Origin of the sequence: Kitasatospora sp. NPDC056800, from assembly GCF_042789775.1 — a bacterium.
Taxonomy (GTDB): Bacteria; Actinomycetota; Actinomycetes; order Streptomycetales; family Streptomycetaceae; genus Kitasatospora.
Window position 1 is genome coordinate 1 of the sequence record NZ_JBHUAL010000107.1, and the last position, 24,723, is coordinate 24,723.

The following is a 24,723-nucleotide window of genomic DNA, read 5'->3' on the forward strand; positions in this document are numbered from 1 at the left end:
TCGTACGGGGCGGGCTCGTTGGCGTACGACTCGGTCAGCGCGCCCATGATGTCGCCGGTGGCCTCGCCCAGGCCGGACTCGTTGTTGGCGCCGCCGGGGGTGTACTGGTCGATGCCGTGGCCGAACTCGTGGCCGACGACGTCGATGGAGGCGATCCACTTGTTGGCCTGGCTGTGGCCGATGGATATCGTGCTGCCGTCCCAGTAGGCGTTGACGTCGTTGAGGCCGACCTTGACCGGCCAGCTGCCGCCGTTGCCGTTGTGCCCGTTGCGACCGAGCCAGTCGCGGAGCATGTCCCATTCCTTCTGGGCCGCGAACATCGCGTCGCCGCAGCCGGTCTCCTTGCTGGAGGCGCTGCCGGTGCCCCAGGAGTCGCTGGACTTGGAGAAGACCTGGCCGGTGCTGTAGTCGGAACACGACAGGCCGGGCCGGTTCGGGTCGCGCAGCGAGTAGGAGCCGCCGGAGTTGGTGGTGCTGATGGTGACGGGCGCGGGGCCGTTCCACTCGCTGTTGATGGTGCCGGCGCGCACGTCGTCGTAGCTGTCGACGACCTCGCCGGTGGTGGCGTCCACGAAGACGTGCAGGCGGCTGGGGGCGCTGCCCTTGTGGCCGGTGAGGACGGTCTCCCAGGCCAGGCGGCCGGTGCCGTCCTTGACGCGCACGACCAGGCGGCGGGACTCGACGGAGTCGACGGCGGCCAGCTTGGTGCGGGCGGTCTTCTCGGCGTGCTCGGCGCTGACCTGCGGGGCGGTCGAGCCGCCGACGGGGCCGGTGGCGGCGGACTGCAGGGCGCGGACCTTGCCCTGGGAGTCGGCGAGGACGACCGCGTCGCCGCCGACCACGGGCAGGCCGTGGTAGCTGCGCTCGTAGGAGACGGAGTAGAGGCCGCCGAGCCAGGGGGTGACGGTCTTGCGCTCGTAGGTCTCGCCCGGGCCCTTGGCCAGCGCGTCCAGTCCGGCCGCGGCGACGGCGTCGGCGGCGTTGACGGCGGCGGCCAGGGCGCTCGGCGGCGCCGGGGAGGGGGTGGGCGCGGCGGTGGCCGGGCCCGTGGCGGCGGCGATCATGCCGGCCAGCACGGTCAGGGTGGTCGCCGTGGTCAGCAACCTGCCTGCGGTGACTCTGCGTTGCATCGAGGCTCCTCGCATGTGGGGGTCCTCGACCGCGGACGGTAGGGGCTGGTGGCGCGCCGCGGGGCCGTATCCGGGGGACGGCCGTGCGGGCCGTCCGCGCTCGGGTGCCCGAACCCTCACACGGCGTCATGCTCGGGTCAATGCCCGGTGCGCGCGGGGCGGTGGGTTGGCGAATTCCGTCAAGCCGGGCGGTCCGGTTCGGCGCCAACCTGGGCTTTTGTCCCAGTGGTTGAGACCACATCAGGTGACGGGTCATGATCGGACGGCGACCGGTCGGGGCGGGCCGGCGGCGGTGGGCCGGGCCGGTGGGCGGGCCTCCGGGGGCGCCCGGCCATGGGGCCCCGGGCGCTCCCCCGACGGCGCCCCGGGCGGGCCGGCGCCGCGGGGGCGCGGCGGCGGGCCGGTCGGCGCCGGGGTCGCGGGCACGGCGGCGGGACCGGGCATCCGGTAGCAGGCTGTGACGGGGCGGAAACCCACAGCGCTTGACAGCCCCTCGCCCGGTGGCGCGTACTGGAACGAGGACAAACAGCAGACAGGGCCCTGTGCTCCGGATATCCGTCGGATACCGCGGCCGGTGCGAAAGCGGCGACAGGGCGTGCTGGGATCTCGGTACCCCCTCACGCCGCCTTCGGCCCGGTGCCCGACGGCGGTTTTCGCGTGCGGGCACCGCGCCGCCGCCGTTCGGACGGTGCGCCCGCGGTGGCGCCGCCGGAGCCCGTGGCCCGTCCGAGGGGCCGCCATGAGACCGACGTCGAGACCGACCGATGTTCGAACGCGGGAGGACGGTACCGGCGATCCGCCCACGGGGCGCCGCCGCACCGTCGCCCTGCCGCGCGTCCTTCACGCGAGCCCTGGCATCCGCCGTCCGACGGGGTGCCGCACGGCGGCTCGTCCACGGAAAGGCGGGCACCATGGTGCTCGATTCGACCACGCTGCACTCGAGCATCGAGGACCCGGTTCTCGACCGGATGAACTTCCTCAACGAGATCACGTCCAGCTACCCGGACGCGGTGTCCTTCGCGCCGGGCCGCCCCTATGACGGATTCTTCGAGGTCGAGGAGGTCCACACCTACCTGCGCCGGTACGCGGCCTACCTGGAGAGCCGGGGCGCGGGGCCGGCCGAAGTGCGCAGCGGCTTCTACCAGTACGGGCCGGCGGCGGGGCAGATCCGGGAGCTGATCGCGTACTCGCTGCGGCAGGACGAGGGGTTCGAGGTCGCGCCCGAGGCGATCGTGGTGACGGTCGGTGCGCAGGAGGCGATGTTCCTGGTGCTGCGCGCGCTGTTCGCGACGCCCGCGGACGTGCTGCTGCTCGTGACCCCCTGTTATGTCGGGATCATGGGGGCCGCGCGGCTGCTGGACATCCCGGTGGTCGCGGTGCCGGAGCGTGACGGGCGGCTGGTGGTGGCGGACCTGGACGCGGCGGTGCGGGAGCAGCGCGCGGCGGGTCGCCGGCCGCGGGCCGTGTACGTGGTGCCGGACCACGCGAATCCGACCGGGTCGACGCTGGACCTTCCGACGCGTACCGGGCTGCTGGAGCTGGCCGGGCGCCAGGGTCTGCTCGTCCTGGAGGACAGTCCCTACCGGTTGAGCGGCCCGGGGCCGCGGTGCCCGATGCTCAAGGCGCTCGACACGTCGAGGAGCGTGATCCAGCTCGGCACCTATTCCAAGACGGTGTTCCCCGGTGCGCGGGTCGGCTACGTGGTGGCCGACCAGGAGGTGCGCGACGGGCGCGGCGGGATCCGGCTGCTGGCGCGGGACCTGGCGAAGGTGAAGAGCATGGTGACGGTGAACACGTCCTCGCTCAGCCAGGCGGCCGCGGCGGGTGCGCTGCTGGGTTCGGACGGGCGGCTGTCGGTGCTGAACGCGCGGGCGGCCGAGCACTACCGGCGCAGTATGGCCGCGACGCTCGCGCAGTTGGAGCGGTGGCTGCCGGAGCGGCGGCGCCGGGAGCTGGGGGTGGGCTGGAACCGGCCCGACGGCGGTTTCTTCCTCACGCTGCGCACCGGTTTCCGGACCGGTACGGCGGCGCTGGAGCGGTCGGCCCGGGAGTTCGGGGTGATCTGGACGCCGATGGAGTTCTTCCATCCGCACGGCGGGGGCGAGCGGGACATCCGGCTGTCGATCAGCTACCTGACGCCCGGGCAGGTGGTCGAGGGCGTCGAGCGGCTGGTGCGGTTCGTGGAGACGCTCAGTGAGGAGACGCGCGGCGGTGGGGCGCGCGGTGGTGGACGCACGGTGGTGACGTGCCCGGTACCCGGAACGGAGAGTGACGCACCATGACCACGGCCCTGGACCGAGCGCCGGCCGCCACGGTCCCGCGCATCGTGAGCGTGGGCACCGCCGTGCCGCCCGAGCACTACTCCCAGGAGGAGCTGCTGGACCTGTTCGGGATCACCGACCGCCGGGTGCGCTCGGTGTTCCTGCTGGGCTCCATCCGGCAGCGTTCGCTGGTGCTGCCGCCGGCGGCGCCGGACGGCACCAGGCTCCGGGAGAGCCAGGGCGACCTGCTGGACAAGCACAAGGCGTGGGCCGTGAGCATGGGGGCGGACGCGCTGCAGCTGTGCCTCAAGCGGATCGGGGCCGACCTGTCGGAGGTGGCGTACCTGTGCTGCGTGACCTCGACCGGCTTCCTGACGCCGGGGCTGAGCGCGCTGCTGATCCGCGAGCTGGGCATGGACTGGCACACCGCGCGGGCCGACATCGTCGGCATGGGCTGCAACGCCGGGCTCAACGCGCTGGCGGTGGTGGGCAACTGGGCGGTGGCGAACCCGGGCCGGCTGGCCGTGATGGTCTGCTCGGAGGCCTGCTCGGCCGCGTACACGATGGACGCCACGATGCGCACGGCCGTGGTGAACAGCCTGTTCGGCGACGGGGCCGCGGCGGTGGCGGTGGTGGCGGACCCGGTGAACGACGGGCGCCGCACGGCGGAGGGGGCCGAGGACGAGGAGGCCGAGGAGGAGGGGCCCGGCCGCCGGCTGGAGGGGCCCCGGATCCTGCGGACCGCGAGCGTGACCATCGTCGACGCGATCGACGCGATGCGCTACGACTGGGACCGCGACCAGGGCCGCTTCAGCTTCTTCCTGGACCCGCAGGTCCCCTACCTGGTCGGCGCGCACGTGGAGGGGGTCGTCGACCGGCTGCTGGCGGGCACCTCGCTGCGCCGCGACGACGTCGCGCACTGGCTGGTGCACTCCGGCGGCAAGAAGGTCATCGACGCGGTCGCCGTCAACCTCGGGCTGACCCGGCACGACCTGCGGCACACCATCACCGTGCTGCGCGACTTCGGCAACGTCTCCAGCGGCTCGTTCCTCTTCTCCTACGACCGGCTCCTGCGGGAGGGCGTGGTCCGCGACGGCGACTACGGCGTGCTGATGACCATGGGGCCGGGTTCGACGATCGAGTCCGCGCTCATCCAGTGGTGAACCGACCCTAGGGAGACCGCAATGCCCGTCAACGCCCTGCCCGAGGGCCCCGTGCTGCACGTGGACGGCCGCCGGGAGATCTCGGCCGAGCTGACCGCCGCCCTCGGCGCCCTGTGCGACGAGGCGGAGAGCGCCGGCGCCGACGCCGCGACCCTGTTCCTGTCCGGCGCCCCCGACGGCGAGGCGGTGGCGAAGGCGGGCGACACCGCCGCCGTCACGAAGTGGGAGCGGGCGGTACGGCGCTTCGAGCGGCTGCGGCTGCCCACCCTGGCGGCGGCGAGCGGGGAGTGCGGCGGCGTCGCGCTGGACCTGCTGCTGGCGGCCGACGTCCGGGTGGCGGCCCCGGACCTGCGGCTGCTGCCGTCCTTCCACGGGCAGGCCGTCTGGCCGGGCATGGCCGGCTACCGGCTGGTCCAGCAGCTCGGGCCGGCCCGCGCCCGGCGCACGGTGCTCTTCGGGGTGCCGATCACCGCCCGCGAGGCCCTGGAGCGCTGCCTGGTGGACCAGGTGAGCCGGGACCCCGGGCGCACCCTGGCGGCCGCCGCCCGGCTGCTGCGCCGCCTGTCCGGCCCCGAACTCGCGATCCGCCGCCAACTGGCCTTCGACGCCCAGTGGATGAGCTTCGAGGACGCGCTCGGCCCGCACCTGGCCGCCTGCGACCGCGCGCTGCGGCGCACCCGGGCCCCGGACGGGGTGACGGCGTGAGCGCGGCCACCGGGCGGGCGCCCGCCGCCGTACGGGAGCGCGGCGCGGACGGGCTCGACCGGGCGGCGCGGCTGCTGCCCCCGTTCCCCGCGCCCGGGCCGCGCACCGGCGAGGAGCGCGAGCGCGCCGAGCGGGAGCTGGACGCCGGCCGCGCGCGGCGCACCGCCTTCCTGGACCGCCACGCCGAGGAGCTCTACGACCGGATCACCGCGGGCCGCACCCTGCGCCCCCGGCTGGACGCCCTGGTGGAGGGCGCCGCGTCCGCCGTACCGAACCTGGTGCCCACCGCGGCGCAGCTGCGGGCGGAGCGGGCCCTGCCGGTGGCCGAGCGCCTCGGCTACGAGGTCGACCTGGGCGTCCTGCTGCGCGGCGTGCTGCGCGGCCCGGCCGCCGGCGGCCACCTGATGGACTCCATGCTGCGGCCCACCGGGCGGGCGCTGGAGCTGCTCGGGGAGTTCCGGGCCACCGGGGTGGTGCGGATGGACAGCACCCGGCTGGAGCGGCGCGCGGGGGTGGCCCGGATCACCATGTGCGCCGGGGACCGCCTCAACGCCGAGGACGAGCAGCAGGTCGACGACATGGAGACCGCGGTCGACCTCGCGCTGCTGGACGAGGGGTGCGAGATCGGGCTGATCCGGGGCGGCGAGATGACCCACCCGCGCTACGCGGGGCGCCGGGTGTTCAGCGCCGGGATCAACCTCAAGCGGCTGCACGCGGGCGAGATCACCCTCGTCGGGTTCCTGCTGCGCCGTGAGCTCGGCTACCTCAGGAAGCTGCTGCTCGGGCTGCGCACGGACGACGCGTCCTGGCGCTACCCGTTCACCGACATGCCGTGGGTGGCCGCGGTGGACGGCTTCGCGATCGGCGGCGGCATGCAGCTGCTGCTCGCGGTGGACCACGTGCTCGCGGCCTCCGACGCCTACCTGAGCCTGCCGGCCGCGCAGGAGGGGATCGTCCCGGGCGCGGCGGACTTCCGGCTGCCCGCGGTGACCGGCCCCCGGCTGGCCCGGCAGATCATCCTCGGCGGCCGGCGGGTGCGCGCGAGCGACCCGGAGGCCCGCACGCTCGTCGACCAGGTCGTCGACCCGGCGGACCTCGACCGGGCCGTCGAGCGGGCCCTGGAGCTGCTGCGCGACCCGGCCGTCACCGCCAACCGCCGCATGGTGAACCTCGCCCTGGAACCGGCGGACGGCTTCCGCGCCTACCTGGCGGAGTTCGCCGTCCAGCAGGCGCTGCGCATCCGCGCGGCGGACGTGCTCGGCAAGGCGGGCCGCTTCACGGCCCGGCCCTCCGGGTGAGAGCGCCGCGCCGCTGCCCTCCCCCGCCGCCCCGGCGGGCGGCACCCGAACGAACAAGGAGACCGAGATGACCAGCCCCTTCGACGACCCGGACGCCTCCTACCTCGTGCTGGTCAACCCCCTGGGCCAGTACTCGCTGTGGCCCGGGTTCGCGCAGGTGCCCGCCGGGTGGCGGATCGCCCGCGGCCGGGGCTCCCGCGACGAGTGCCTGGCGTACGTCGACCGCGTCTGGACCGACCAGCGCCCGCCGGCCCCGACGGCCGCGGCGCCGGACGGCAGGGAGGTCGTCGCGCCATGACGAGCGGCCCGGGCCCGCTGATCACCATCCGGGCGACCCCCGGCGACGGGACGCAGCCGGCCCGGGGGCAGGTCAGGCCCGGCACCTCCCGGCGGATCCTGCCCTACCTGCGGCCCTACCGGCGGCAGATCGTGGCGCTGCTGACGCTGACCGTGGTCGACGCCCTCATCACCGTCTCCACGCCGCTGCTGTTCAAGGAGCTCATCGACCGCGGCATCGTGCCGCGCGACCGGGCCGTGGTGGCGGGCGCCGCCGTCGCGGTGGCGGTCCTGGCGCTGCTGCAGGCCCTGGTGGGCTTCCTGGTCAGCCGAAGTTCGGCGCGCATCGGCGAGGGGCTGATCTACGACCTGCGCACCGAGGTCTTCCGGCACGTGCAGCGCCAGCCGCTCGCGTTCTTCACCCGCACCCAGACCGGCTCGCTGGTGAGCCGGCTCAACACCGACGTGATGGAGGCCCAGCAGGCGGTGACGGTGCTGCTGTCCAACGTGCTCTCCAGCCTGCTGGTGCTCTGCCTGGTGGTCGCCACGATCTTCTACCTGTCCTGGCTGATCGGCCTGGTGGTGCTCGTCACGGTGCCGCTGTTCGTGCTGCCGGGCCGGGTCGTGGGGCGGCGGCTGCAGCGCAACCTGCGCACCTCGATGCAGCTGGACGCCGAGCTCGGCTCGCTCATGCAGGAGCGCTTCAACGTGGCCGGCGCGCTGCTGGTCAAGCTCTACGGGCGGCCCGAGCGCGAGGACGGCCGGTTCGCCGGCAACGCGGCCCGGGTGCGGGACGTGCGCGTGGTCACCTCCGTCTACGCGCGGATGCTGCTGGTGACGGTGACGCTGCTGGCCTCGCTGGCCACCGCGGTGGTCTACGGCGTCGGCGGCGAGCTGGTGGTCGCCGGGAGCATCCAGATCGGCACCCTGGTGGCCCTGGCCACCCTGCTGGCCCGGCTCTTCGGCCCGATCAACCAGCTCTCCAACCTGCAGTCGAACTACCTGACCGCCCTGGTCTCCTTCGACCGGCTCTTCGAGGTGCTGGACCTGAAGCCGCTGATCGTGGAGCGGCCCGATGCCGTCGCCCTGCCCGTACCGGGCCCGGGCCGGGCCCCGGAGGTCGAGTTCGAGGACGTCTCCTTCCGCTACCCGGCCGCGAAGGAGGTCTCCCTCGCCTCGCTGGAGACGCTGTCGCTGCCGGCCCCGGAGCGCTCCGGCACCGCCCAGGCGCTGCGCGGGGTGAGCTTCCGCGCCCCGGCGGGCCGGCTGACCGCGCTGGTCGGGCCCTCCGGCGCGGGCAAGACCACCGTCAGCCAGCTGGTGGCCCGGCTGTACGAGCCCACCGGGGGCACCGTGCGGATCGGCGGCGTCAACGTGCGCGACCTGTCCCTGGCCTCGCTGCGCGACACCGTCGGCATGGTCACCCAGGACGCCCACCTGTTCCACGACACCATCCGCGCCAACCTGCTCTACGCCAAGCCGGACGCCACCGAGGCGGAGCTCGTCGAGGCCTGCGAGGCCGCGCAGGTCCGGGACGTGGTCGCGGCGCTGCCCGACGGCCTGGACACCGTCGTCGGCGACCGCGGCTACCGCTTCTCCGGCGGCGAGAAGCAGCGCCTGTCGATCGCCCGGCTGCTGCTCAAGAAGCCGTCCGTGGTCGTGCTCGACGAGGCCACCGCGCACCTGGACTCGGAGTCCGAGGCGGCCCTGCAGAAGGCGCTGTGGACGGCCCTGGCCGGCCGCACCGCCCTGGTGATCGCGCACCGGCTGTCCACGATCCGCGAGGCCGACCAGATCCTGGTGCTCCAGGACGGGCGCGTGGTCGAACGCGGCCGGCACGCCGCGCTCGTCGACGCCGGCGGCCTGTACGCGGAGCTCTACCGCACCCAGTTCGCCGACCCGCCCGCGCCGCGCCCCGAAGCCGGACCGGACCCGGCCGACGGCTACGGCGCCCCGCCCCCGCTGCCGCCCGGCGGAGGCCCCCTGCGCCTGCTGCCGCCGCCCCAGGCGGCGGCCGGCCCCGACCGACCCGAACGGCCCGACCAACCCGAACGGAGAGCACGATGAGCCAGCTGACGGTCGAGGACGTGTGGCCGCTTTCCCCGCTGCAGGAGGGACTGCTGTTCCACGCCTCGTACGACCAGGACGCGCCCCGGGACGTGTACGTGGGGCAGCGGGTCCTCAACCTCGACGGCGAACTGCGGCCCGAGGTGCTCCAGGCCTCCTGGCAGGCGCTGCTGGACCGGCACGCGAGCCTGCGGGCCGGCTTCCGCTCCCGCGCGGCCGGCGACACCGTCCAGGTGATCGCCAAGGGCGTGCGGATCCCGTGGACGTACGCCGACCTCGGCGCACTGGACGAGCGGGAGGCCGACGCCCGCGCCGGCGCCCTGGCCGCGACCGACGCCCGGCGCTTCGACCTCGGCCTGCCCCCGCTGCTGCGGGTGCTGCTGCTGCGCGCCGGCCCCGACCGGTACCGGATGGTGGTGACGATGCACCACATCCTGATGGACGGCTGGTCGCTGCCGATCCTGTTCGACGAGCTGTGGCGGATCTACGACAACGGCGGCGACCCCTCGGTGCTCCCCAAGGTGCCGCCGTACCGCGACTACCTCGCCTGGCTGGGCCGCCGGGACACCGACGCCGCGCGCGCGGCCTGGCGCGCGATGCTGGCCGGCACCGGGGAGCCCACCCTGGTGGGCCCGGCCGACCGCAGCGGCCCGCCGGTGATGCTCCGGCACGTGATCGACCGGATCGGCGACGACCTCACCGACCGGCTGCGGGAGACCGCGCGCGACGCCGGGGTCACCCTCAACCGGGTCTTCCAGGTCGCCTGGGCGCTGCTGGTCGGCAAGCTGTCCGGCCGCCTGGACGTGGTCTTCGGCGCGACCGTCTCCGGCCGCCCCGCCGACGTGCCACAGGCCGACCGGATGGTCGGGCTGTTCATCAACACCGTGCCGGTGCGCGTGCGCCTGGACGCGGCCGTGCCCTTCCGCACCGCCATGGCCGCCCTCCAGGACCAGCAGGCCGCCCTGCTCGACCACCAGCAGCTGAGCCTGCCCGAGATCCAGCGCGCCGGCGGCCCGGGCGCGGTCTTCGACACCCTGATGGTCTTCCAGAACTACCCCCGCGGCCCGATGGCCGCCCCCGCCGCCGACCCGGCCGCGCCCGGCGCGCCGCGGCCCGCCGCTCCCCCGCCCCCGGGCGAGGGCCTGGGCGGCACCGCGCTGCGCAGCGGCGAGCAGGCCGGCGGCCCGCTGGGGCATGGGCCGGGCCCGGAGCCGCCCGCGCCCGCCGACGGGACGTCGAAGCCGCCGCCGATGCCCGCCTGGGTCTCCCGGCGCGGCCCCGCCGGGGTGCGGGTGGCGGCCGGCGGCGGCGAGGAGGCCGCCCACTACCCGCTGACCGTCGTCGTCACGCCGGCCGACGACACCGAGATCCGGCTGGACTACCGGCCCGACCTGTTCGACGAGCGCACCGCCCGCGGCCTCGTCGACCGGATGACGCTGGTGCTGCGCCAGGTCGCGGCCGACCCGGACGTGCCCCTGGGCCGGCTCGACGTGCTGACCGGCGAGGAGCGGCGGGACCTGGACGGCTCCGGGAACCGGACCCGCCGCGAGCTGCCCGAGGCGACCCTCGCCGAGCTCTTCGAGCGGCAGGTGCGCCGCACCCCCGCCGCGGTGGCCGTGGTCGCCGGGGACACCGAGCTGACCTACGCCGCGCTGGACCGGCGGGCGAACCGCCTGGCGCACCGGCTGGCCGGGCTCGGCGTGGGCCCCGAGACGCTGGTGGGCGTGGTGGCCGAGCGCTCGCCCGAGCTGATCACCGCGCTGCTGGCGGTGGTGAAGGCCGGCGCGGCGTACCTGCCGATGGACGGCCGGCACCCGGCCGGGCGGCTCCGCGCGGTCGCGGCGCAGGCGGGCCCGGCCGTCGTGCTGGTGGACGCGCCCAACGCCGGGCGGGGCCTGGCCGACGCCGGACTGTTCGCCCCCGCCGAGGTGCTGCGCCTGGCGGCGGAGCCCGCCGAGGAGACGGACGCGGACGCGGAGGCCGGGGCCTTCCCGCCGGTGCCGGTCCGGCCGGAGAACCTCATGTACGTCATCTACACCTCCGGGTCCACCGGCCTGCCGAAGGGCGTCGCGGTGACCTACGGCAGCGTCCTCGCCTTCTGCCTCGACGAGTGCTGGTCCAGCGGGGCCCTGGAGCGGGTGCTGGTGCAGGCCAACCACGCCTTCGACGCCTCCACCTACGAGATCTGGACGACGCTGCTGCACGGCGGCCGGCTGGTGCTGGTGCCCCCCGGGGACATCGACACCGTCGAACGCGGCCGGCTGATCGCGGCCCAGCAGGTCACCAACGTGCACGCCACGGCCGGGCACTTCCGGGTGCTCGCCGAGCAGGCGCCGCACATCTTCGGCGGCGTGCGCGAGGTCTCCACCGGCGGCGACGTCGTCTCCGCGAACGCCGTACGGACCCTGCTGCGCTCCCACCCCGGCATGGTGGTGCGCACCACCTACGGCCCCACCGAGACCACCGCCTTCACCACCCAGCTGCCCTTCACCGACCCGGACGCGGTGCCCGACACGGTGCCGCTGGGGCGGCCGATGGACAACACCAGGGTGTTCGTCCTGGACGCGTTCCTGCGGCCGGTGCCGGTCGGCATGACCGGCGAGCTCTACCTCGCCGGGGCCGGACTGGCCCGCGGCTACCTCGGCCGTCCCTCACTCACCGCGGAGCGCTTCGTGGCCTGCCCCTTCCCCGCCGAGGACGAACCCGAGGGCGCCCGGATGTACCGCACCGGCGACCTGGCGCAGTGGACCCCGGACGGGCAGCTGCTCTTCCTCGGCCGCGCCGACGAACAGCTCAAGATCCGCGGCTTCCGCGTCGAGCCGGCCGAGATCGAGGCCGTGCTCGCCGCGCACCCCGGCGTCGCCCAGGCGCTCGTCGTCGCGGTCGAGGACGAGGACGGCCACAAGCGGCTGGCCGGCTACGCCGTGCCGGCCGGCGGCGACGAGTCCGCCCTCGACCCGGAGGCGCTGCGGGAGCACCTCGCCGGGAAGCTGCCCGAGTACCTGGTCCCGGCCTCGGTGACCGTCCTCGGGGCCCTGCCCGTGACGGCGAACGGCAAGCTCGACCGGGCCGCCCTGCCCCGGCCCGTCTTCGCCGGCCGGGCGGCCGGACGCGAGGCGGCCACCGACGCGGAGGAGCTGCTGTGCCGGCTGTTCGCCGAGGTGCTGAACCTCGAACAGGTCGGCCCGGAGGACGACTTCTTCGTCCTCGGCGGCGACTCGATCACCTCGATGCTGCTGGCCGGGCGGGCCGGCAAGGCCGGTCTGGCGATCTCGCCGCGCCAGGTCTTCGAGCTGTGCACGCCCGCGGAGCTCGCACGGGTGGCCGGACCGGTCGACGGGACGAAGGCGCAGCACGCCGAGGACGTCCCCTACGGCCCGGTCCCGCTGACCCCGGTGATGCGCGAGGTCGCGCGGCGCGCGGGCTCGGTGGCCCGCGCGGGCAGCCAGGCGATGCTGCTGACCGCGCCGCCCGGCCTGACGACCGGGCAGCTGGCGGACGCGCTGCAGGCGGTCCTCGACCGGCACGAGGTGCTGCGGGCACGGTTGGAGGAGGACGAGGAGCAGCTGGTGGTGCCCGAGCCGGGCACGTCCTGGGCGGTCGCCGCGGCGGACCTGGTGAGCCGGGTGGACGCGGCCGGCCTCGACGGGGAGCGGCTGGACGCGCTGGTCGACGAGCAGGCCACCGCCGCCGAGGCCGCGCTCGCGCCGCGCGACGGCGTGATGCTGCGCGCCGTGCTCCTGGAGCGCGGCGCCGGGCGCAGCGGCCTGGTGCTGCTGACGGCCCACCACCTGGTGATCGACGGCGTCTCCTGGCGGGTGCTGGTGCCCGACCTGGCCCTGGCCCACGCGGCCCTGGCCGCCGGCGGCGCGGACGCGGCCGGGGCGGCGGTCGCCGCCGAGGCGACGTCGTTCCGCCGCTGGGCGGTCGCCCTGGCGGAGCGGGCCCGGGCGCAGCGGACGGTGGACGAACTGCCGGACTGGCGGCGGGTGGTGGACCGGGTCGAGGAGCCGCTCGCCGACCGGCCGCTCGACCCGCGCGTGGACACCGCGGGCGGCGGCCGCTCGCGCGCCGAGCTGACCGTCCCGGCGCGCACCGCGGGGCCGCTGCTGGCGGCCCTGCCCGCCGCCTTCCACGCGGGCGTGGACGACGTGCTGCTGTCCGGTCTGGCCGCGGCGCTCGGCGAGTGGCTGCGCGCCCGGGGCAGGCCGGTGCCGGAGGGGTTCCTGGTCGACCGGGAGGCGCACGGCCGGGTGCCGCTGTCGGAGGACATGGACCTGACGCGCACGCTCGGCTGGTTCACCGCCGTCCACCCGGTGTGGCTGGAGACCGGGCCGATCGACCCGGCCGAGGTCCGGGCGGGCGGGGAGGACGTGGCGCGGCTGATCAAGCGGGTCAAGGAGCAGCTGCGGCAGCGGCCGGGCGACGGTCTGGGGTACGGGCTGCTGAGGTACGCCAACCCGGCCACGCGGTCGGTGCTCGCGCCGTTGGCGGCGCCGCAGATCGGGTTCAACTACCTGGGCCGGTTCGGCGGTTCCGGTGAGGAGGCGGGCTCCGCGGACGCGGACGCCGGGGTGGGCTCCGCGGCCGGTGGGCGGCCGTGGACGTCGGCGGGCGAGCACGTGATGCCCGGCGGTGTCGACCCGGCGATGCCGCTGCGGCACGTGCTGGAGATCAACGGCCGGGCGCGGGACCTGCCCGAGGGCCCCGAGCTGTCCTTCGTCCTGGAGTCGCCGGCCGGGCTGCTCGGCGGGGCGGAGCTGGCGGACCTCGCCGAGCGCTGGCGGGCGGTGCTGGAGGGCCTGGTGCGGCACGCCGACGAGGGCTCCGGCGGCCACACCCCGTCGGACTTCTCGCTGATCTCGCTGGGCCAGGAGGACATCGACGAGTTCGAGTCCGCCTTCGGCGGCGGGGACGGCGCGAAGGACGGCGAGAAGGACGGCGGCTGAGGCGGCGGGCAGGGGTCGCGGTCCCGGTGGGCGCGGCCCCTGCCCGGGGGTCAGCCGTCGCTGCCGATCGGGCAGGTCGCGTCGGGGGCGTGGCCGAGGGGCCAGGCGAGGCCGACCAGGACGGCGTTCTTGATCTTCGGGTCGAGTTCGACGACGGGCACGGCCTTGTTGTAGGCGTTGCCCTGCGGGTCGAGGCAGATCCAGCCGCTCGCGCCGTTGACCCGGTTGCTGCCGTGCATCCGCCTCCAGCCCTCGGTGACGTCGTCCGTCGAGGGCATCGCCACCTTGTCCGTGGTCTGGTTGCGGATGCCGGCGACGGCGGTGGTGACCGAGACGGGGCCTCGGTTGCCGATTTGTGACGTGCCGTCAGAGTTGCCGCGGGGGGCGGTCGGGCGGCCTCGGGCGGTGGGGGCCGGTCGGGGGTCAGCCGGCCGGGCCGGTCCAGATGACGTCCTTGTACTCCGTGCCCATGGTGTGGTCGAACCGGACGGAGAACGGGTCGCCCGCGCCGGCCGGCAGGGCGTACGCGGTCAGCCCGGTGGCCTCCTCGCCCGGGGCCAGGGACTTGGTGAGGATCTTCATCCGTCCGCTGCCGTCGATCAGGGTGAAGACGAGGTTGCCCTTGGCGTCCCGGACGGTGGGCAGCCCCGAACCGAGGAGCGAGACCTCCGCTGGCCCGGTGTTGACGACGGTGATCCTCACCTGGACGATCGTGGTGTCCTTGGGGGTCTCGCCCACGCCCCCGCGCGGGACGTACGGCTCCGGCGCGGCCATCGTGACCTTCAGCCCGTCCGGGTAGGTGTAGGACTGGCCGAACGACAGGCGCCGGGCCCGCTCGTCCGCGGCCCGCTTCTCCTGCTCGGCCGCGAGCCGCTGGCGCTCGGCCTCGATCCGCGCCTTCTCCTTGGCCGCCCGCTCCTCGGCGGCCTTGGTCGCGGTCTCGAAGCGGATGCGCGCGGCCTCCGCCTGCGCCTTCTGCTCCCGGTGGACCTCCTGCACCCGGTTCACGACGAACACGCCGGTGCCGACCGAGACCAGCAGGCCGGTGACGCCCAGGACCACGCCCGCCAGGGCCATCGCCCGGTTGGCCGCCAGGCCCTTGCGCACGTGGCCCAGGGCGATCGCGCCGAAGACCACGGCCAGCAGGGCGGGCAGCCAGGACAGCCAGAACAGGATGATGGTCAGGCCGAGCACGACGCCGACGATCCCGAGCACCATGGCCGCGATGCCCAGGCCGTTGCGGGGCTGCGGCGCGGGCGCCGGCATCGCGTAGGGCGGCCAGTACGGGGCGCCGGGTGCCTGGCCGGGGGCCTGACCCGGTATCTGCCCGGGGCCCGCGGCGGGGGCGTGAGCGGGGGCGGGGCCGAAGCCGGGGCCGGGGACCGTGGGGGCCGCGTCCCGGCCCTGGCCCGGCGGCGCCCACGGGTCGGCGGCGGCCGGCTCCTCGGCAGGCCGCGGGCTGCTGTCGGGCGGGACGGGAACGGTCATGCGGAATCCTTCGGGAACGGTGGGATGTCGGGCGGGCCGCTGCTCGGCCCCGGGTCGGGGGCCTCCTGCCCGGCTCCCCGACGGCAGCGGCCCGGCCCCACGCGTCACCCCCTGGGACGGGACGCCGGCCGGGCCGGCGAGTGATCAAGATATACAGTGCCGGGCCGCGGCCTCCCGCCGGGTACCCGGTGGGCGCCCGGTGGTGTGGGCGGGGCGCGGCGCGGGGACGGTCGCGGTGTGACGGGCGGCCCGGAGAGCGTGTTGGTCGTGGTGCGGGGTCCGAGCGGCGCCGGGAAGTCCAGCGTCGCCGCTCGGCTGCGGGCCGCGTACGGGCGGGGCCTCGCCGTCGTCGGGCAGGACCTGCTGCGGCGTACCGTGCTGCGGGAGCGGGACGTCCCGGGCGGGGCGAACATCGGGCTGATCGACCTGGTCGCGCGGCACGCCCTCGACCACGGCTTCCACACGGTCGTCGAGGGCATCCTCGCCGCCGAGCGCTACGGGCCGATGCTGGCCCGGCTCGTCGCCGACCACCGGGGCCGCAGCTTCCTGTACTACCTCGACGTGGACTTCGACGAGACCGTGCGCCGGCACGCCACCCGCCCCCAGGCCGCCGAGTTCTCCCCCGAGGACATGGCCGACTGGTACCGGCCCCACGACCTGCTCCCCGACGGTCTCGAACGGGTCGTCGGCCGGCACAGCGGCCTGGAGGAGACGGTCGGGCGGATCCTCGCCGACACCGGCCTCGCCCCGGCTGGTTGGACGCCCCGGCCCTGAGGGGCCGTGGCCGGCGCGCGGGCTTCACCCAGGGCGGAACCCCGTGCTCTTCCCCCGGGGCGTCAAGTACCTAGGGTGTGAGGGGTGAGCACCCATGCGCCGAACGAAGCCCGCGTCATCCCCCTGCGCCCGCAGGCCCGGCCGCCCGCGTCCGGCGGGCCGTCCCGTCCCCCGCACCCGGCGCCCGTACGGCGGGAGCCGCTGTGGCGCGACGTCGTCGGCGACGTGCTGCGGCGCGAACGGCTCGCCCAGGAGCGCACGTTGAAGGACGTCGCGGAGGCGGCCCGGATCTCGATGCCGTACCTGTCGGAGCTGGAGCGCGGGCGCAAGGAGGCCTCCTCCGAGGTGCTCGCGGCCGCCGCCCGGGCGCTGGGCCTCGGCCTCGGCGACCTGCTCTCGCTCGCCCAGGACGAGCTGGCCCGCTACGCCGCCGTCCCGAGCCGCACGGGCCGGGGCCGTGCCCCGTCCACGGGCCGGTACGACGGGCTCTGCCTCGTCGCCTGACCGCTGCGGCGGCCGGCCCCGGCGGAGGGGTCAGGAGACCGCCGGGGCGAGCAGGGTGAGGGTGCGGGCGGTGGCGTCGGCCTCGGCCCGCACGCCGAGGGGCAGCGGGAGGTTGGGGCCGGCGTGGCCGAAGTCCACGCCGGCGAGGACGGGCAGCGGGCGGTCGCCGAGCACGTCCAGGACCACCTCGCGCAGCGACGGCTCTCCCACGCCTGCGGGCCCGTCGGAGCCGACCCGGTGCGGGGTGCCGACCACCATCGCCGCGATCCGGTCCAGGACGCCGGACAGCCGCAGCACGTGCAGGTCCTTCCAGACCGCGGACAGCGGCCGGTCCACCTCCTCCCAGAAGAGCACCGCGCCGTCGAAGCACGGCGCGGGGACGGCGTACGGGGTGGCCTGGAGGGCGACGAGCCGGTTGAGCAGGCCGCCGACCAGCGGGCCCCGGGCGCGGCCGTCGCGCCAGCACTGCCACGGGGAGAGCGCCGGCAGCGGCCCGGGCGGGGCCGGCACGGTGAGCACCCGTAGGTACGCCTCGCGCAGCGCCCGGTGCGCGCCGTCCTCCTCGGGCCCGCCCGCGAAGCGCTCGCTCCACTCGCCGAAGCCGTAGGTGGCCATGTCGGCGTGCACGCCGACCAGTCCGGTGCGGGCGTGCAGGGCCAGCAGCAGCTGGGAGACGTCGCTGCAGCCCAGCACCGGCTTCGGGTCGGCGCGTACGGCGTCCAGGTCCAGCTGGTCCAGCCAGCCCGTCACCGCCTGCCCGCCGGTGTGCGCGACGATCGCCCGCACCTCGGGGTCGCGCAGCAGCGCGTTGAACTCCGCCGCCTGCTCGGCGGGACGGCCCGCGGCCCACCAGTGCCGGCGCCCCTCGGCGACCGACGGGCACACCCGTACCCGGAAGCCGAGTTCCTCCAGCACGGCCGTGCCGCGAGCCAGGAGGGGCCGGTCCGCCTCGTCCAGCGGACCGGACGGCGCGGCCACCGCCACCAGGTCGCCGGGGCGCAGGGCACGCGGGTGGAGCAGGGCGGTCGGCTCGGTGGGCATGGGGCGACCCCGGTTTCGCAGGTGGGCGGATCCGGCCGGGCCGGACGGGCGGGACACCCCCGGCGGCCGCACCGGCCGGGCGGGTCGGACCGCAGTCTCGCCGTCGGCCTGCGCGGCGGCAACCGGTTTTCGCCCGGGCGGGCGGTCGCCGGGCGCTCAGCCGGGGAGGGCCGGCAGGCTCGGCAGGCGGTCCAGGGTGATGCCGAAGCGGGTGCGGTAGGCGGCGAGGGCCTCGTCGTCGGTGAGGGTCCGTTCGGTGCGTTCGCCGGCCGGGGTGGTGGTGATGAGGCGGTTGCCGCTGAGGGTCGCCCGGCCGCCGTCCGCGGTGAGCACTGTGCAGGTCGTGGAGCGGGTGAAGTGGGAGTCCGGTGAGGTGGTCTGCCACCGGCAGGTCGGGGCGAAGTCGGCGAGCTCGTACGGGCGCGCGCCCAGGCGGTACTGGGGCGTGCCGTCCCGTAGGACGTCCAGGTAGCCGTCCGTGCCGGTCGGGGTGAGGGTGAACGCGCCCTCGGCGTCGGCCTGTTCGCCGCGCTCGTCGAGGCGCAGCGGGTGGTGGCTGAAGCGGCCGAAGCCGACGTCGGCCAGCCACGGTTCGTCGAGGTCCACCCGCAGGGCGAGGTGGTCGAAGGGCGGGCCGAGCCGTTCGCCGTCGAAGACGCGGGCGGCGAGCAGGCCGACCCGGTAGCCGAGCGAGGTGAGCAACTGCGCGAAGGCGCCGTTGAGTTCGTAGCAGAAGCCGCCGCGGCGGCGGGTGACGACCTTGGCCAGCAGGGCGGCGGGGTCGAGGACGATGCTCTCGCCGAGGTGGATGTCCAGGTTCTCGAACGGGACGGTGCGCAGGTGCGCGAGCTGGAGCCGGGCGAGCGCGTGCGGGGAGGGGGCGCCGGGGTCGGGCAGGCCGATGCGGTCGAGGTAGGCGTCCCGCTGGGCGGCGGTGAGGCCGTCGGCGGGGCCGTCGGACGGCTGCTCGGGGTGTGGCACGTGATCCATCGGGCCATTCCACCCGGGCGCGGGGCGCCGGGGCCATCGGCTTTTGGTCCTACGCCCCCGGGTTCCCGCGCGCCCGGGTCCGTACGCGCCCGGGGTTCTTACACGCCTTTGCCGTCGCTCTGCCGAACGGCTGACGGGCGCCCGGCAGAGTCGTGCCCACACCGACCGCAGGACGTACGGAGGACACCGCGATGACGACGAGCACGGCGAGGGGCACGGCCACCGGGGCGAACGGCGCGAGCGCGAACGGCGCGGACACGGGCGGCGCGGGGCGGCGGGCCCGGCGGGGCGCCCTGGCCGCCGCGGCCCTGGCGGTACTGGCGACGGCGCTGCCGCTCGCCGCCGCCCCGCCCGCGCAGGCCTCCGCCGCCGGGGCGCAGGGCCGGCCCGCGTGGTGCCCGGCCGTCCCCGGCCACCGGGTCGACTGCACGACCATGCGCCGGCCCCTGGTGACGGGCGAGCCGCGCCTGGGCGGCGTCGACGTGAGCTACGCGGTGGTGCGCCACAGCCGCCCCGGTCCGGCCCTGGGCACCGTCGCCCTCAACCCCGGCGGCCCCGGCGAGACCCTGATCGACCGCGCCGAGCAGGTGGCCGGTGCGCTGCGGGGGGTGCTGGACGACTACGACGTGCTCCTGCTGGACCCGCGTGGCACCGGCCGCTCCGGCCGGCTGCCCTGCGACGTCACCGAGGCCGAGTACCGCTGGGCCCCGCGCCCCGAACAGCGCGAGCTCGTCGCCGAGTGCGCCGAGGAACTCGGCCCGCGTGCCCGCGGCTACACCAGCGCCGCCACCGCCGACGACATCGACGCCGCCCGCGAGCGCCTGGGCGCCCCCAGGCTGGTGCTGTACGGCATGTCCTACGGCACCTACCTGATGCCGGTCTACGCCGACCGCCATCCCGAGCGGGTCGAGAAGATGGTGCTGTCCGGCGCCTACCCGGTCGCCTTCGACTCCCTGGCCCGGCCCGGCGCCCAGCAGGTCTCCCTGACGCTGCGCCGGATCTGCGAGCGCAGCGGCGCCTGCGCCCCGGACACCGCGGTGCACGACCTCGCCGCCGTCGCCGAGCGGCTGCGCGCCCGCCCGCTGAAGGTGACCGCCGAGGCCGGCGGCGAGCGGCGCACCGTGCTGTTCACCGAGGACAAGCTCGCCGACCTGATGTACGAGCCGGCCACCCGCGGCATCGGCCTGCACCCCGGGGAGTCCGGGCTGCTCGGCGCCCTGCCCGCCGCCCTGCACGCCTTCGCCGCGGGCGACGAGGGGCCGCTGTCCGCCCTGGTGCGCGGCGAGATGGAGGGCACCGGCACCGAGGACCAGGCCTCCTTCCTGGCCGTCACCTGCAACGACTACGTCCGCGCCTGGGACCCGGAGGCCCCGGTGTCGGAGCGCCGCCGCCAGTACCGCGCCGCCCTGGCCGCCGCCGACCCGGCCGACTTCGGGGCCTTCAGCCCCGAGGGCTGGGCCGCGGGCCAGACCGACGGCGGGGACAACTGCCTGAACTGGCCGCGCCGGGGCACCGCCCACCCGCAGCCGACCGACCTGGGGAACCTGCCCGACGTGCCCGTCCTGGTGCTCTCCGGGGACCTCGACACCAACACCCCCGAGGTCAACTCCCGCCTGTCGGCGGCCCAGTTCCGCCACAGCGCGTTCGTCTCGGTACCCAACAGCGGACACCTCCCGGAGATGGAGTCCACCGGCTGCGCCCTGGAGATCGCCAGCGGCTTCGTCCGCACCGGCGAGGTCGGCGACACCTCCTGCCTGGTGCGGATCCCGCCGGTCGCGGTCGTCCCGGTCCCCCGCTGACGCGTCGTCGGCAGCCCCCGACCGGCCTGACCACGCCCGCCACCAGCGAGGATGACACCATGACAGATCCCACCGCCGACGCCCGGCGCACCGTCCTGGTCGTCGAGGACGACCCCGGTGTCCGCGCCACCCTCGACCACCTGCTGCGCTTCGAGGGCTACCGGGTGCTCACCACCGCCGACGGCCAGGAGGCGCTGGAGCTCCTGGAGCACCGGCGCCCCGACCTCGCGGTGGTGGACGTGGTCATGCCCCGCCTCGACGGCCTCGCGCTGTGCCGGATGCTGCGCCGGCGCGGCGACCGCCTGCCCGTCCTCGTCCTCACCGCCCGCCACCAGCTCGGCGACCGGGTCGCCGGGCTGGACGCGGGCGCCGACGACTACCTCGCCAAGCCCTTCGCCACCGAGGAGCTGCTGGCCCGCATCCGCGCCCTGCTGCGCCGCACCGAGCCGCTCGACGCCGGGGACGGCGAGGACACCGGGCTCGTCCTCGCCGACCTCGCCCTGGACCCGGCCGCCCGGCTGGCCCACCGCGGCGGGCGCCGGCTCGACCTGACCAAGACCGAGTTCGACCTGCTGGAGCTGCTGCTGCGCAACCAGGGCACCGTCCTGACCCGCCACCGGATCTACGAGCGCATCTGGGGCTACGACTTCGACACCGACTCGCGCTCGCTCGACGTGTACGTCGGCTACCTGCGCCGCAAGACCGAGGAGCACGGCGCGCCCCGGCTGATCCACACCGTACGCAACGTCGGCTACACCGCCCGGACCGCCTGATGCTGCGCACCCGCATCGGCCTGGTGGTCCTCGCCTCCGTCCTGCTGGCGATCGCCGTGCCCGTCACCGCCGCCTACCGCGGCGTCAGCACCCTGGTCTCCGACCAGCTCGACCGGAGCCTGCGGGACCGGGCCGAGACCGTGCTCGCCGCCCTGGACCTCGGCCGGCTGCCGCCCGCCCGGCCCGACACCGTCGAACAGCTGCTGCCCGCCGACGGCACCGCCCGGCCGCTGGCCCCGGGCGGCGGACCGGCGCTGCCGGTCTCCGAGCGGGCCCTGGCGGTGGCCCGCACCGGGCAGGGCTCCCACCAGGAGGACGCCACCGTCGACGGCACCCCCTACGGCGTCCTCACCCAGGCCCGCCCCGACGGGCAGGGCGCGGTGATGGTCGGCCAGACCTACGCCGGGGTCACCGAGGTCGACGACGCGTTCCTGCGGCGGATCACCGTCACCAGCGTGGCGGCCGCCGCCGCCTGCGCCCTGCTCAGCTGGCTCGTCCTCGGCCGCATCCTGCGCCCGGTGCGGCGCCTGGCCCGCGCCGCCGAGCACATCACCACCACCCGTGACCTGGCCACTCCGCTGCCCGCCGCCGGGCGCGACGAGGTCGGCGGCCTCACCCGGGCCTTCGAGTCGATGGTCGGCGCGCTGCGCCGCTCCCGCGAGCAGCAGCAGCGCCTGGTCCAGGACGCCAGCCACGAGCTGCGCACCCCGCTGACCTCGGTGCGCGGGTGCGCCGAGCTCCTCCAGCGCGCCCGCGGCCGGCTCGCTCCCGAGGACGAGGAGCAGATCCTCGCGACCCTGGTCACCGAGACCGTCGCGCTCGACGAACTCGTGCGTGAGCTGGTCGAGTTGGCCACCGACCAGCAGAGCGCGGAGGAGCCGGAGCCGCTCGACCTGCCGGCCGCCGCCGAGGACAGCGCGCGGCGCTTCCGCCGCCGTACCGGCCGGGAGATCGCCGTCATCACCGAGGGGCCCGTCCCGGTGCTGGCCCGGCCGCGGGCGCTCCAGCGCTGCGTGGACAATCTGGTGGGCAACGCCGTCAAGTTCAGTCCGGACGGCACCCTGGTCCAGGTCCGCGTCACCGGCACCCGGCTGGCCGTGCGCGACCGCGGGCCCGGGATCGCCGCCGGCGACCGGCAGGCCGTGTTCGGGCGCTTCTACCGTGCCGCCGGCACCCAGTCGACCCCGGGTTCGGGGCTGGGCCTGGCCATCGTCCACGACCTGGTCGTCGCGGACGGCGGCACCGTCTTCGCCGCCGCCGCTCCCGGCGGCGGTGCCGAGGTCGGCTTCCGGCTGCCGCCGGCGCCGGGCGGCTGACGGTCCGCCGGACGGCGCCCCGGCGGACCGTCCGGAGGGGCCCGGGCGGACGCGTGAGCGCGAGAAGTCCGACCCCGGCCGGACCCCCGCGCGGGACGGGGCCCGTCAGGCCGGGAGGAGGTGGGCGGCCACCAGGGTGGCGAAGTCCTCGGGGGTGAGGATGCGGATGCCGAGCTCCTCGGCCTTGGCGCGCTTGGAGCCGGCCTTCTCGCCCGCGACCAGGAGGGTGGTGCGCTTGGAGACCGAGGAGGAGGCCTTGCCGCCGGCGCGTTCGACCAGTTCGTTCATCTGGTTGCGGGAGAGGTCGGCGAGGGCGCCGGTCATGCTGCCGGTGACGACGACGGCCTCGCCGGCGAGCGGGCCCCGGTCGTCGGCGGGTCCGTCGGCGGTTCCGCCTTCCCCCGCCGTCGGTGTGGCGGCCGGGGCGGTGGGGGCGGTGACGGCGGTGCCCACGCCGAGGGCGGCGAGGCGGTCCAGCAGCGGGGCGAGTTCGGCGAGTTCGGCGGCGACGACGCGGGCCTTCTCGGTGCCGATGCCGTCGACACCGGCCAGGGTCTCGGCGTCGGCGGCCCGGATCGCCGTCATGGAGCCGAAGTGCGCGGCGATCCGGCGGGACATGGTCCGTCCGGTACCGCGGATGCCGAGGGCGCAGAAGACCCGGTTGAGCGGCCGGGTGCGGGCGGTGGCGATCGCGGCGAGCAGGTTGTCGGCGCTGGTCTCCCCCATCCGGTCCAGGGTGAGCAGCTGCTCACGGGTGAGGGTGAACAGGTCGGCGAGGTCGGTGACCAGGCCGGTTTCGACGAGCTGGACGGCGCGGGTGCCGCCGAGGCCCTCGATGTCGAGCTGGTCGCGGCCGGCCGCGTAGAGGACGGAGGCGACGGCCTGGCAGTCACGGCCGCGGACGCAGCGCCAGCGCTGTTCGGTGGTGTCGATGGCGTCGCCGCAGCGCGGGCAGGTCTCGGGGAAGGCGATCGGCTGCTCGGCGCCGGTGCGGGCGTCGAGCACCGGGGCCTCGACCCGGGGGATCACGTCGCCGGCGCGGTAGACGAAGACCTGGTCGCCGATCATCAGGCCGCGCCGTTCGATGTCGGCGGGGTTGTGGAGGGTGGCGAAGGTGACGGTGACGCCGTCGATGACGACGGGTTCGAGGACGGCGCGCGGGGCGATGACGCCGGTGCGGCCCACGTTCCACTCCACCGCGAGCAGCCGGGTGACCTGGTGCTGCGCGGCCAGTTTGCGGGCCACGGCCCAGCGCGGCGCGCGCGAGCCGGAGCCGGCCTCGGCGCGGTCGGCGGCCAGGTCGGCCTTGACGACCACGCCGTCGATCCCGAAGGGCAGTTCGGCGCGCAGTGCGGCGATCTCCTCGACGCGCCGCTGGACCTCGGCGGTGTCGGCGCAGCGCCGGGGGCGGGCGGCGGTGGTGGCGGCGGTGTGGGCGCCGAGGGCGGCGAGGTAGTCCAGCAGGGCGCTGTGGGCGAGGCCGTCGGGGCCGATGGCGTCGTAGGCGAAGAAGGTGAGTTCGATCCGGTAGGGCCGGTCCTTGGCCCGCAGGGTGCCGGCGGCGCCGTTGCGCGGATTGGCGAAGGGGGTGGCGCCGTGGTCGGCGCGTATCCGGTTGGCGTGGTCGAACTGGTCCCGGGTGAGGAGGACTTCGCCGCGCAGTTCGATGTCGGCGGGTTCGGTGAGTTCGGCGGGCAGGCCGAGGACGGCGTCGGCGGCGTGGGTGATGTCCTCGCCGGCGAGGCCGTCGCCGCGGGTGACGACCTGCTGGAGGCGGCCGGCGCGGTAGCGGGCGGCGATGGCGAGGCCGTCGAGCTTGGGCTCCACGCACCAGGCGGTGACGGGGCGGCCCAGGCGCCGTTCGAGGCCGGCGGCCCAGGCGTCGAGTTCCTCGGCGGAGAACACGTTGTCCAGGGAGAGCATCGGGGCGCTGTGCGGGACGTCGCCGTTCGCGGCGCCGCCGGCCACCTTGCCGGTCGGCGAGTCGGGCAGCGTCTCGCCGGGGTGGGCGCTCTCGTAGGCGGCGATGGCCCGCAGCAGGGCGTCGTACTCGTCGTCGCCGAGCGGGGTGGAGCCGTCGGTGTAGTACGCGGCGGCGGCCCGGACGGCGGTGGCGACGGCGTCGGCGTACGCGGACGGGGAGGACAGCGGTGCTGCGGTGGCGGTCATGCGGGAATCATGGCGGCCGG

The 24,723-nt window shown here is 75.9% G+C and carries 18 protein-coding genes; 12 read left to right on the plus strand and 6 right to left on the minus strand.

Annotated elements, in window-relative coordinates; all coding sequences use genetic code 11:
* Positions 1 to 1,130: M4 family metallopeptidase (locus ACFRQN_RS22865; protein ID WP_380741714.1), on the minus strand; the 1,130-nt coding region annotated here is incomplete at its 3' end.
* A gap of 911 nt (positions 1,131 to 2,041) precedes the next feature.
* Between ACFRQN_RS22865 and ACFRQN_RS22870 the strand changes: the two genes are divergently transcribed.
* The 7 genes from ACFRQN_RS22870 to ACFRQN_RS22900 all read left to right on the plus strand — a co-directional run bounded on the left by ACFRQN_RS22870 (position 2,042) and on the right by ACFRQN_RS22900 (position 13,849).
* Positions 2,042 to 3,412 carry a PLP-dependent aminotransferase family protein gene (locus tag ACFRQN_RS22870; RefSeq protein ID WP_380741716.1) on the plus strand — a complete coding sequence of 457 codons (1,371 nt, stop codon included), beginning with the start codon at positions 2,042 to 2,044 and terminating at the stop codon, positions 3,410 to 3,412.
* Positions 3,409 to 4,554: a 3,5-dihydroxyphenylacetyl-CoA synthase DpgA gene (gene dpgA, locus ACFRQN_RS22875; RefSeq protein ID WP_380741718.1), complete on the plus strand. Its 1,146-nt coding sequence runs from the start codon at positions 3,409 to 3,411 to the stop codon at positions 4,552 to 4,554. Before ACFRQN_RS22870 ends, dpgA begins: the two co-directional genes overlap by 4 nt.
* A 21-nt stretch (positions 4,555 to 4,575) precedes the next feature.
* Complete coding sequence (gene dpgB / locus ACFRQN_RS22880; RefSeq protein WP_049659703.1) at positions 4,576 to 5,259, plus strand: enoyl-CoA-hydratase DpgB; 684 nt, start codon at positions 4,576 to 4,578, stop codon at positions 5,257 to 5,259.
* On the plus strand, positions 5,256 to 6,557 hold the full coding sequence (dpgC, locus tag ACFRQN_RS22885) for a (3,5-dihydroxyphenyl)acetyl-CoA 1,2-dioxygenase DpgC (RefSeq protein WP_380741720.1): 1,302 nt from the start codon (positions 5,256 to 5,258) through the stop codon (positions 6,555 to 6,557). Before dpgB ends, dpgC begins: the two co-directional genes overlap by 4 nt.
* A gap of 67 nt (positions 6,558 to 6,624) precedes the next feature.
* Positions 6,625 to 6,855, plus strand: coding sequence for an MbtH family protein (locus ACFRQN_RS22890; protein WP_074005399.1), 231 nt, complete (start codon positions 6,625 to 6,627; stop codon positions 6,853 to 6,855).
* Entirely contained in the window at positions 6,852 to 8,900 is a 2,049-nt protein-coding gene (locus ACFRQN_RS22895; protein ID WP_380741723.1) for an ABC transporter ATP-binding protein, read from the plus strand. The genes ACFRQN_RS22890 and ACFRQN_RS22895 overlap by 4 nt, the downstream gene beginning before the upstream one ends.
* Positions 8,897 to 13,849, plus strand: a complete 4,953-nt coding sequence (locus ACFRQN_RS22900; RefSeq protein ID WP_380741725.1) for an amino acid adenylation domain-containing protein — start codon at positions 8,897 to 8,899, stop codon at positions 13,847 to 13,849. The genes ACFRQN_RS22895 and ACFRQN_RS22900 overlap by 4 nt, the downstream gene beginning before the upstream one ends.
* Before the next feature lie 50 nt (positions 13,850 to 13,899).
* On the opposite strand, the gene ACFRQN_RS22905 is transcribed toward ACFRQN_RS22900, so the two are convergent.
* Together ACFRQN_RS22905 and ACFRQN_RS22910 are read right to left on the minus strand one after the other, a co-directional pair.
* Positions 13,900 to 14,127 (minus strand): hypothetical protein, encoded by a 228-nt coding sequence (locus tag ACFRQN_RS22905; protein ID WP_074005396.1) that lies wholly within the window; start codon positions 14,125 to 14,127, stop codon positions 13,900 to 13,902.
* Positions 14,128 to 14,272: 145 nt separating this feature from the next.
* The gene (locus tag ACFRQN_RS22910; RefSeq protein WP_380741727.1) at positions 14,273 to 15,337 is read right to left on the minus strand and encodes a DUF4190 domain-containing protein; all 1,065 of its coding nucleotides are present in this window, start codon (positions 15,335 to 15,337) and stop codon (positions 14,273 to 14,275) included.
* Between the two features lie 267 nt (positions 15,338 to 15,604).
* On the opposite strand from ACFRQN_RS22910, the gene ACFRQN_RS22915 reads away from it, so the two are divergent.
* Together ACFRQN_RS22915 and ACFRQN_RS22920 are read left to right on the plus strand one after the other, a co-directional pair.
* A complete protein-coding gene (locus tag ACFRQN_RS22915; protein ID WP_375876353.1) occupies positions 15,605 to 16,111 on the plus strand; it encodes an AAA family ATPase in 507 nt (168 codons plus the stop codon).
* 84 nt (positions 16,112 to 16,195) lie between these two features.
* Positions 16,196 to 16,615, plus strand: coding sequence for a helix-turn-helix domain-containing protein (locus ACFRQN_RS22920; RefSeq protein WP_380741729.1), 420 nt, complete (start codon positions 16,196 to 16,198; stop codon positions 16,613 to 16,615).
* Between the two features lie 30 nt (positions 16,616 to 16,645).
* Here ACFRQN_RS22920 and ACFRQN_RS22925 read toward each other — a convergent pair whose 3' ends face one another.
* Both ACFRQN_RS22925 and ACFRQN_RS22930 read right to left on the minus strand, forming a co-directional pair.
* Positions 16,646 to 17,656, minus strand: coding sequence for an LD-carboxypeptidase (locus ACFRQN_RS22925; protein WP_380741731.1), 1,011 nt, complete (start codon positions 17,654 to 17,656; stop codon positions 16,646 to 16,648).
* 156 nt (positions 17,657 to 17,812) lie between these two features.
* Positions 17,813 to 18,646 carry an arylamine N-acetyltransferase gene (locus ACFRQN_RS22930; protein WP_380741733.1) on the minus strand — a complete coding sequence of 278 codons (834 nt, stop codon included), beginning with the start codon at positions 18,644 to 18,646 and terminating at the stop codon, positions 17,813 to 17,815.
* Between the two features lie 191 nt (positions 18,647 to 18,837).
* Between ACFRQN_RS22930 and ACFRQN_RS22935 the strand changes: the two genes are divergently transcribed.
* From ACFRQN_RS22935 to ACFRQN_RS22945, 3 genes are read left to right on the plus strand one after another with little or no spacing between them, the layout of a single operon-like run.
* Positions 18,838 to 20,445, plus strand: a complete 1,608-nt coding sequence (locus tag ACFRQN_RS22935; protein ID WP_380741735.1) for an alpha/beta fold hydrolase — start codon at positions 18,838 to 18,840, stop codon at positions 20,443 to 20,445.
* 59 nt (positions 20,446 to 20,504) lie between these two features.
* Entirely contained in the window at positions 20,505 to 21,218 is a 714-nt protein-coding gene (locus ACFRQN_RS22940; protein ID WP_074005393.1) for a response regulator transcription factor, read from the plus strand.
* The gene (locus ACFRQN_RS22945; protein WP_380741737.1) at positions 21,218 to 22,534 is read left to right on the plus strand and encodes an ATP-binding protein; all 1,317 of its coding nucleotides are present in this window, start codon (positions 21,218 to 21,220) and stop codon (positions 22,532 to 22,534) included. Before ACFRQN_RS22940 ends, ACFRQN_RS22945 begins: the two co-directional genes overlap by 1 nt.
* 105 nt (positions 22,535 to 22,639) lie before the next feature.
* Here the strand turns inward: ACFRQN_RS22945 and ligA are convergent, their stop codons facing one another.
* Positions 22,640 to 24,703: an NAD-dependent DNA ligase LigA gene (gene ligA / locus ACFRQN_RS22950; protein WP_380741739.1), complete on the minus strand. Its 2,064-nt coding sequence runs from the start codon at positions 24,701 to 24,703 to the stop codon at positions 22,640 to 22,642.
* Between the last annotated feature and the right edge of the window lie 20 nt (positions 24,704 to 24,723).

Coding starts and splice junctions, on each gene's coding strand:
- ACFRQN_RS22870 (WP_380741716.1), top strand. CDS start 2,042: ATGGTGCTCGATTCGACCACGCTGCACTCGAGCATCGAGGACCCGGTT.
- dpgA (WP_380741718.1), top strand. CDS start 3,409: ATGACCACGGCCCTGGACCGAGCGCCGGCCGCCACGGTCCCGCGCATC.
- dpgB (WP_049659703.1), top strand. CDS start 4,576: ATGCCCGTCAACGCCCTGCCCGAGGGCCCCGTGCTGCACGTGGACGGC.
- ACFRQN_RS22890 (WP_074005399.1), top strand. CDS start 6,625: ATGACCAGCCCCTTCGACGACCCGGACGCCTCCTACCTCGTGCTGGTC.
- ACFRQN_RS22895 (WP_380741723.1), top strand. CDS start 6,852: ATGACGAGCGGCCCGGGCCCGCTGATCACCATCCGGGCGACCCCCGGC.
- ACFRQN_RS22900 (WP_380741725.1), top strand. CDS start 8,897: ATGAGCCAGCTGACGGTCGAGGACGTGTGGCCGCTTTCCCCGCTGCAG.
- ACFRQN_RS22905 (WP_074005396.1), bottom strand. CDS start 14,127: ATGCCCTCGACGGACGACGTCACCGAGGGCTGGAGGCGGATGCACGGC.
- ACFRQN_RS22910 (WP_380741727.1), bottom strand. CDS start 15,337: ATGACCGTTCCCGTCCCGCCCGACAGCAGCCCGCGGCCTGCCGAGGAG.
- ACFRQN_RS22925 (WP_380741731.1), bottom strand. CDS start 17,656: ATGCCCACCGAGCCGACCGCCCTGCTCCACCCGCGTGCCCTGCGCCCC.
- ACFRQN_RS22930 (WP_380741733.1), bottom strand. CDS start 18,646: ATGGATCACGTGCCACACCCCGAGCAGCCGTCCGACGGCCCCGCCGAC.
- ACFRQN_RS22935 (WP_380741735.1), top strand. CDS start 18,838: ATGACGACGAGCACGGCGAGGGGCACGGCCACCGGGGCGAACGGCGCG.
- ACFRQN_RS22940 (WP_074005393.1), top strand. CDS start 20,505: ATGACAGATCCCACCGCCGACGCCCGGCGCACCGTCCTGGTCGTCGAG.
- ACFRQN_RS22945 (WP_380741737.1), top strand. CDS start 21,218: ATGCTGCGCACCCGCATCGGCCTGGTGGTCCTCGCCTCCGTCCTGCTG.
- ligA (WP_380741739.1), bottom strand. CDS start 24,703: ATGACCGCCACCGCAGCACCGCTGTCCTCCCCGTCCGCGTACGCCGAC.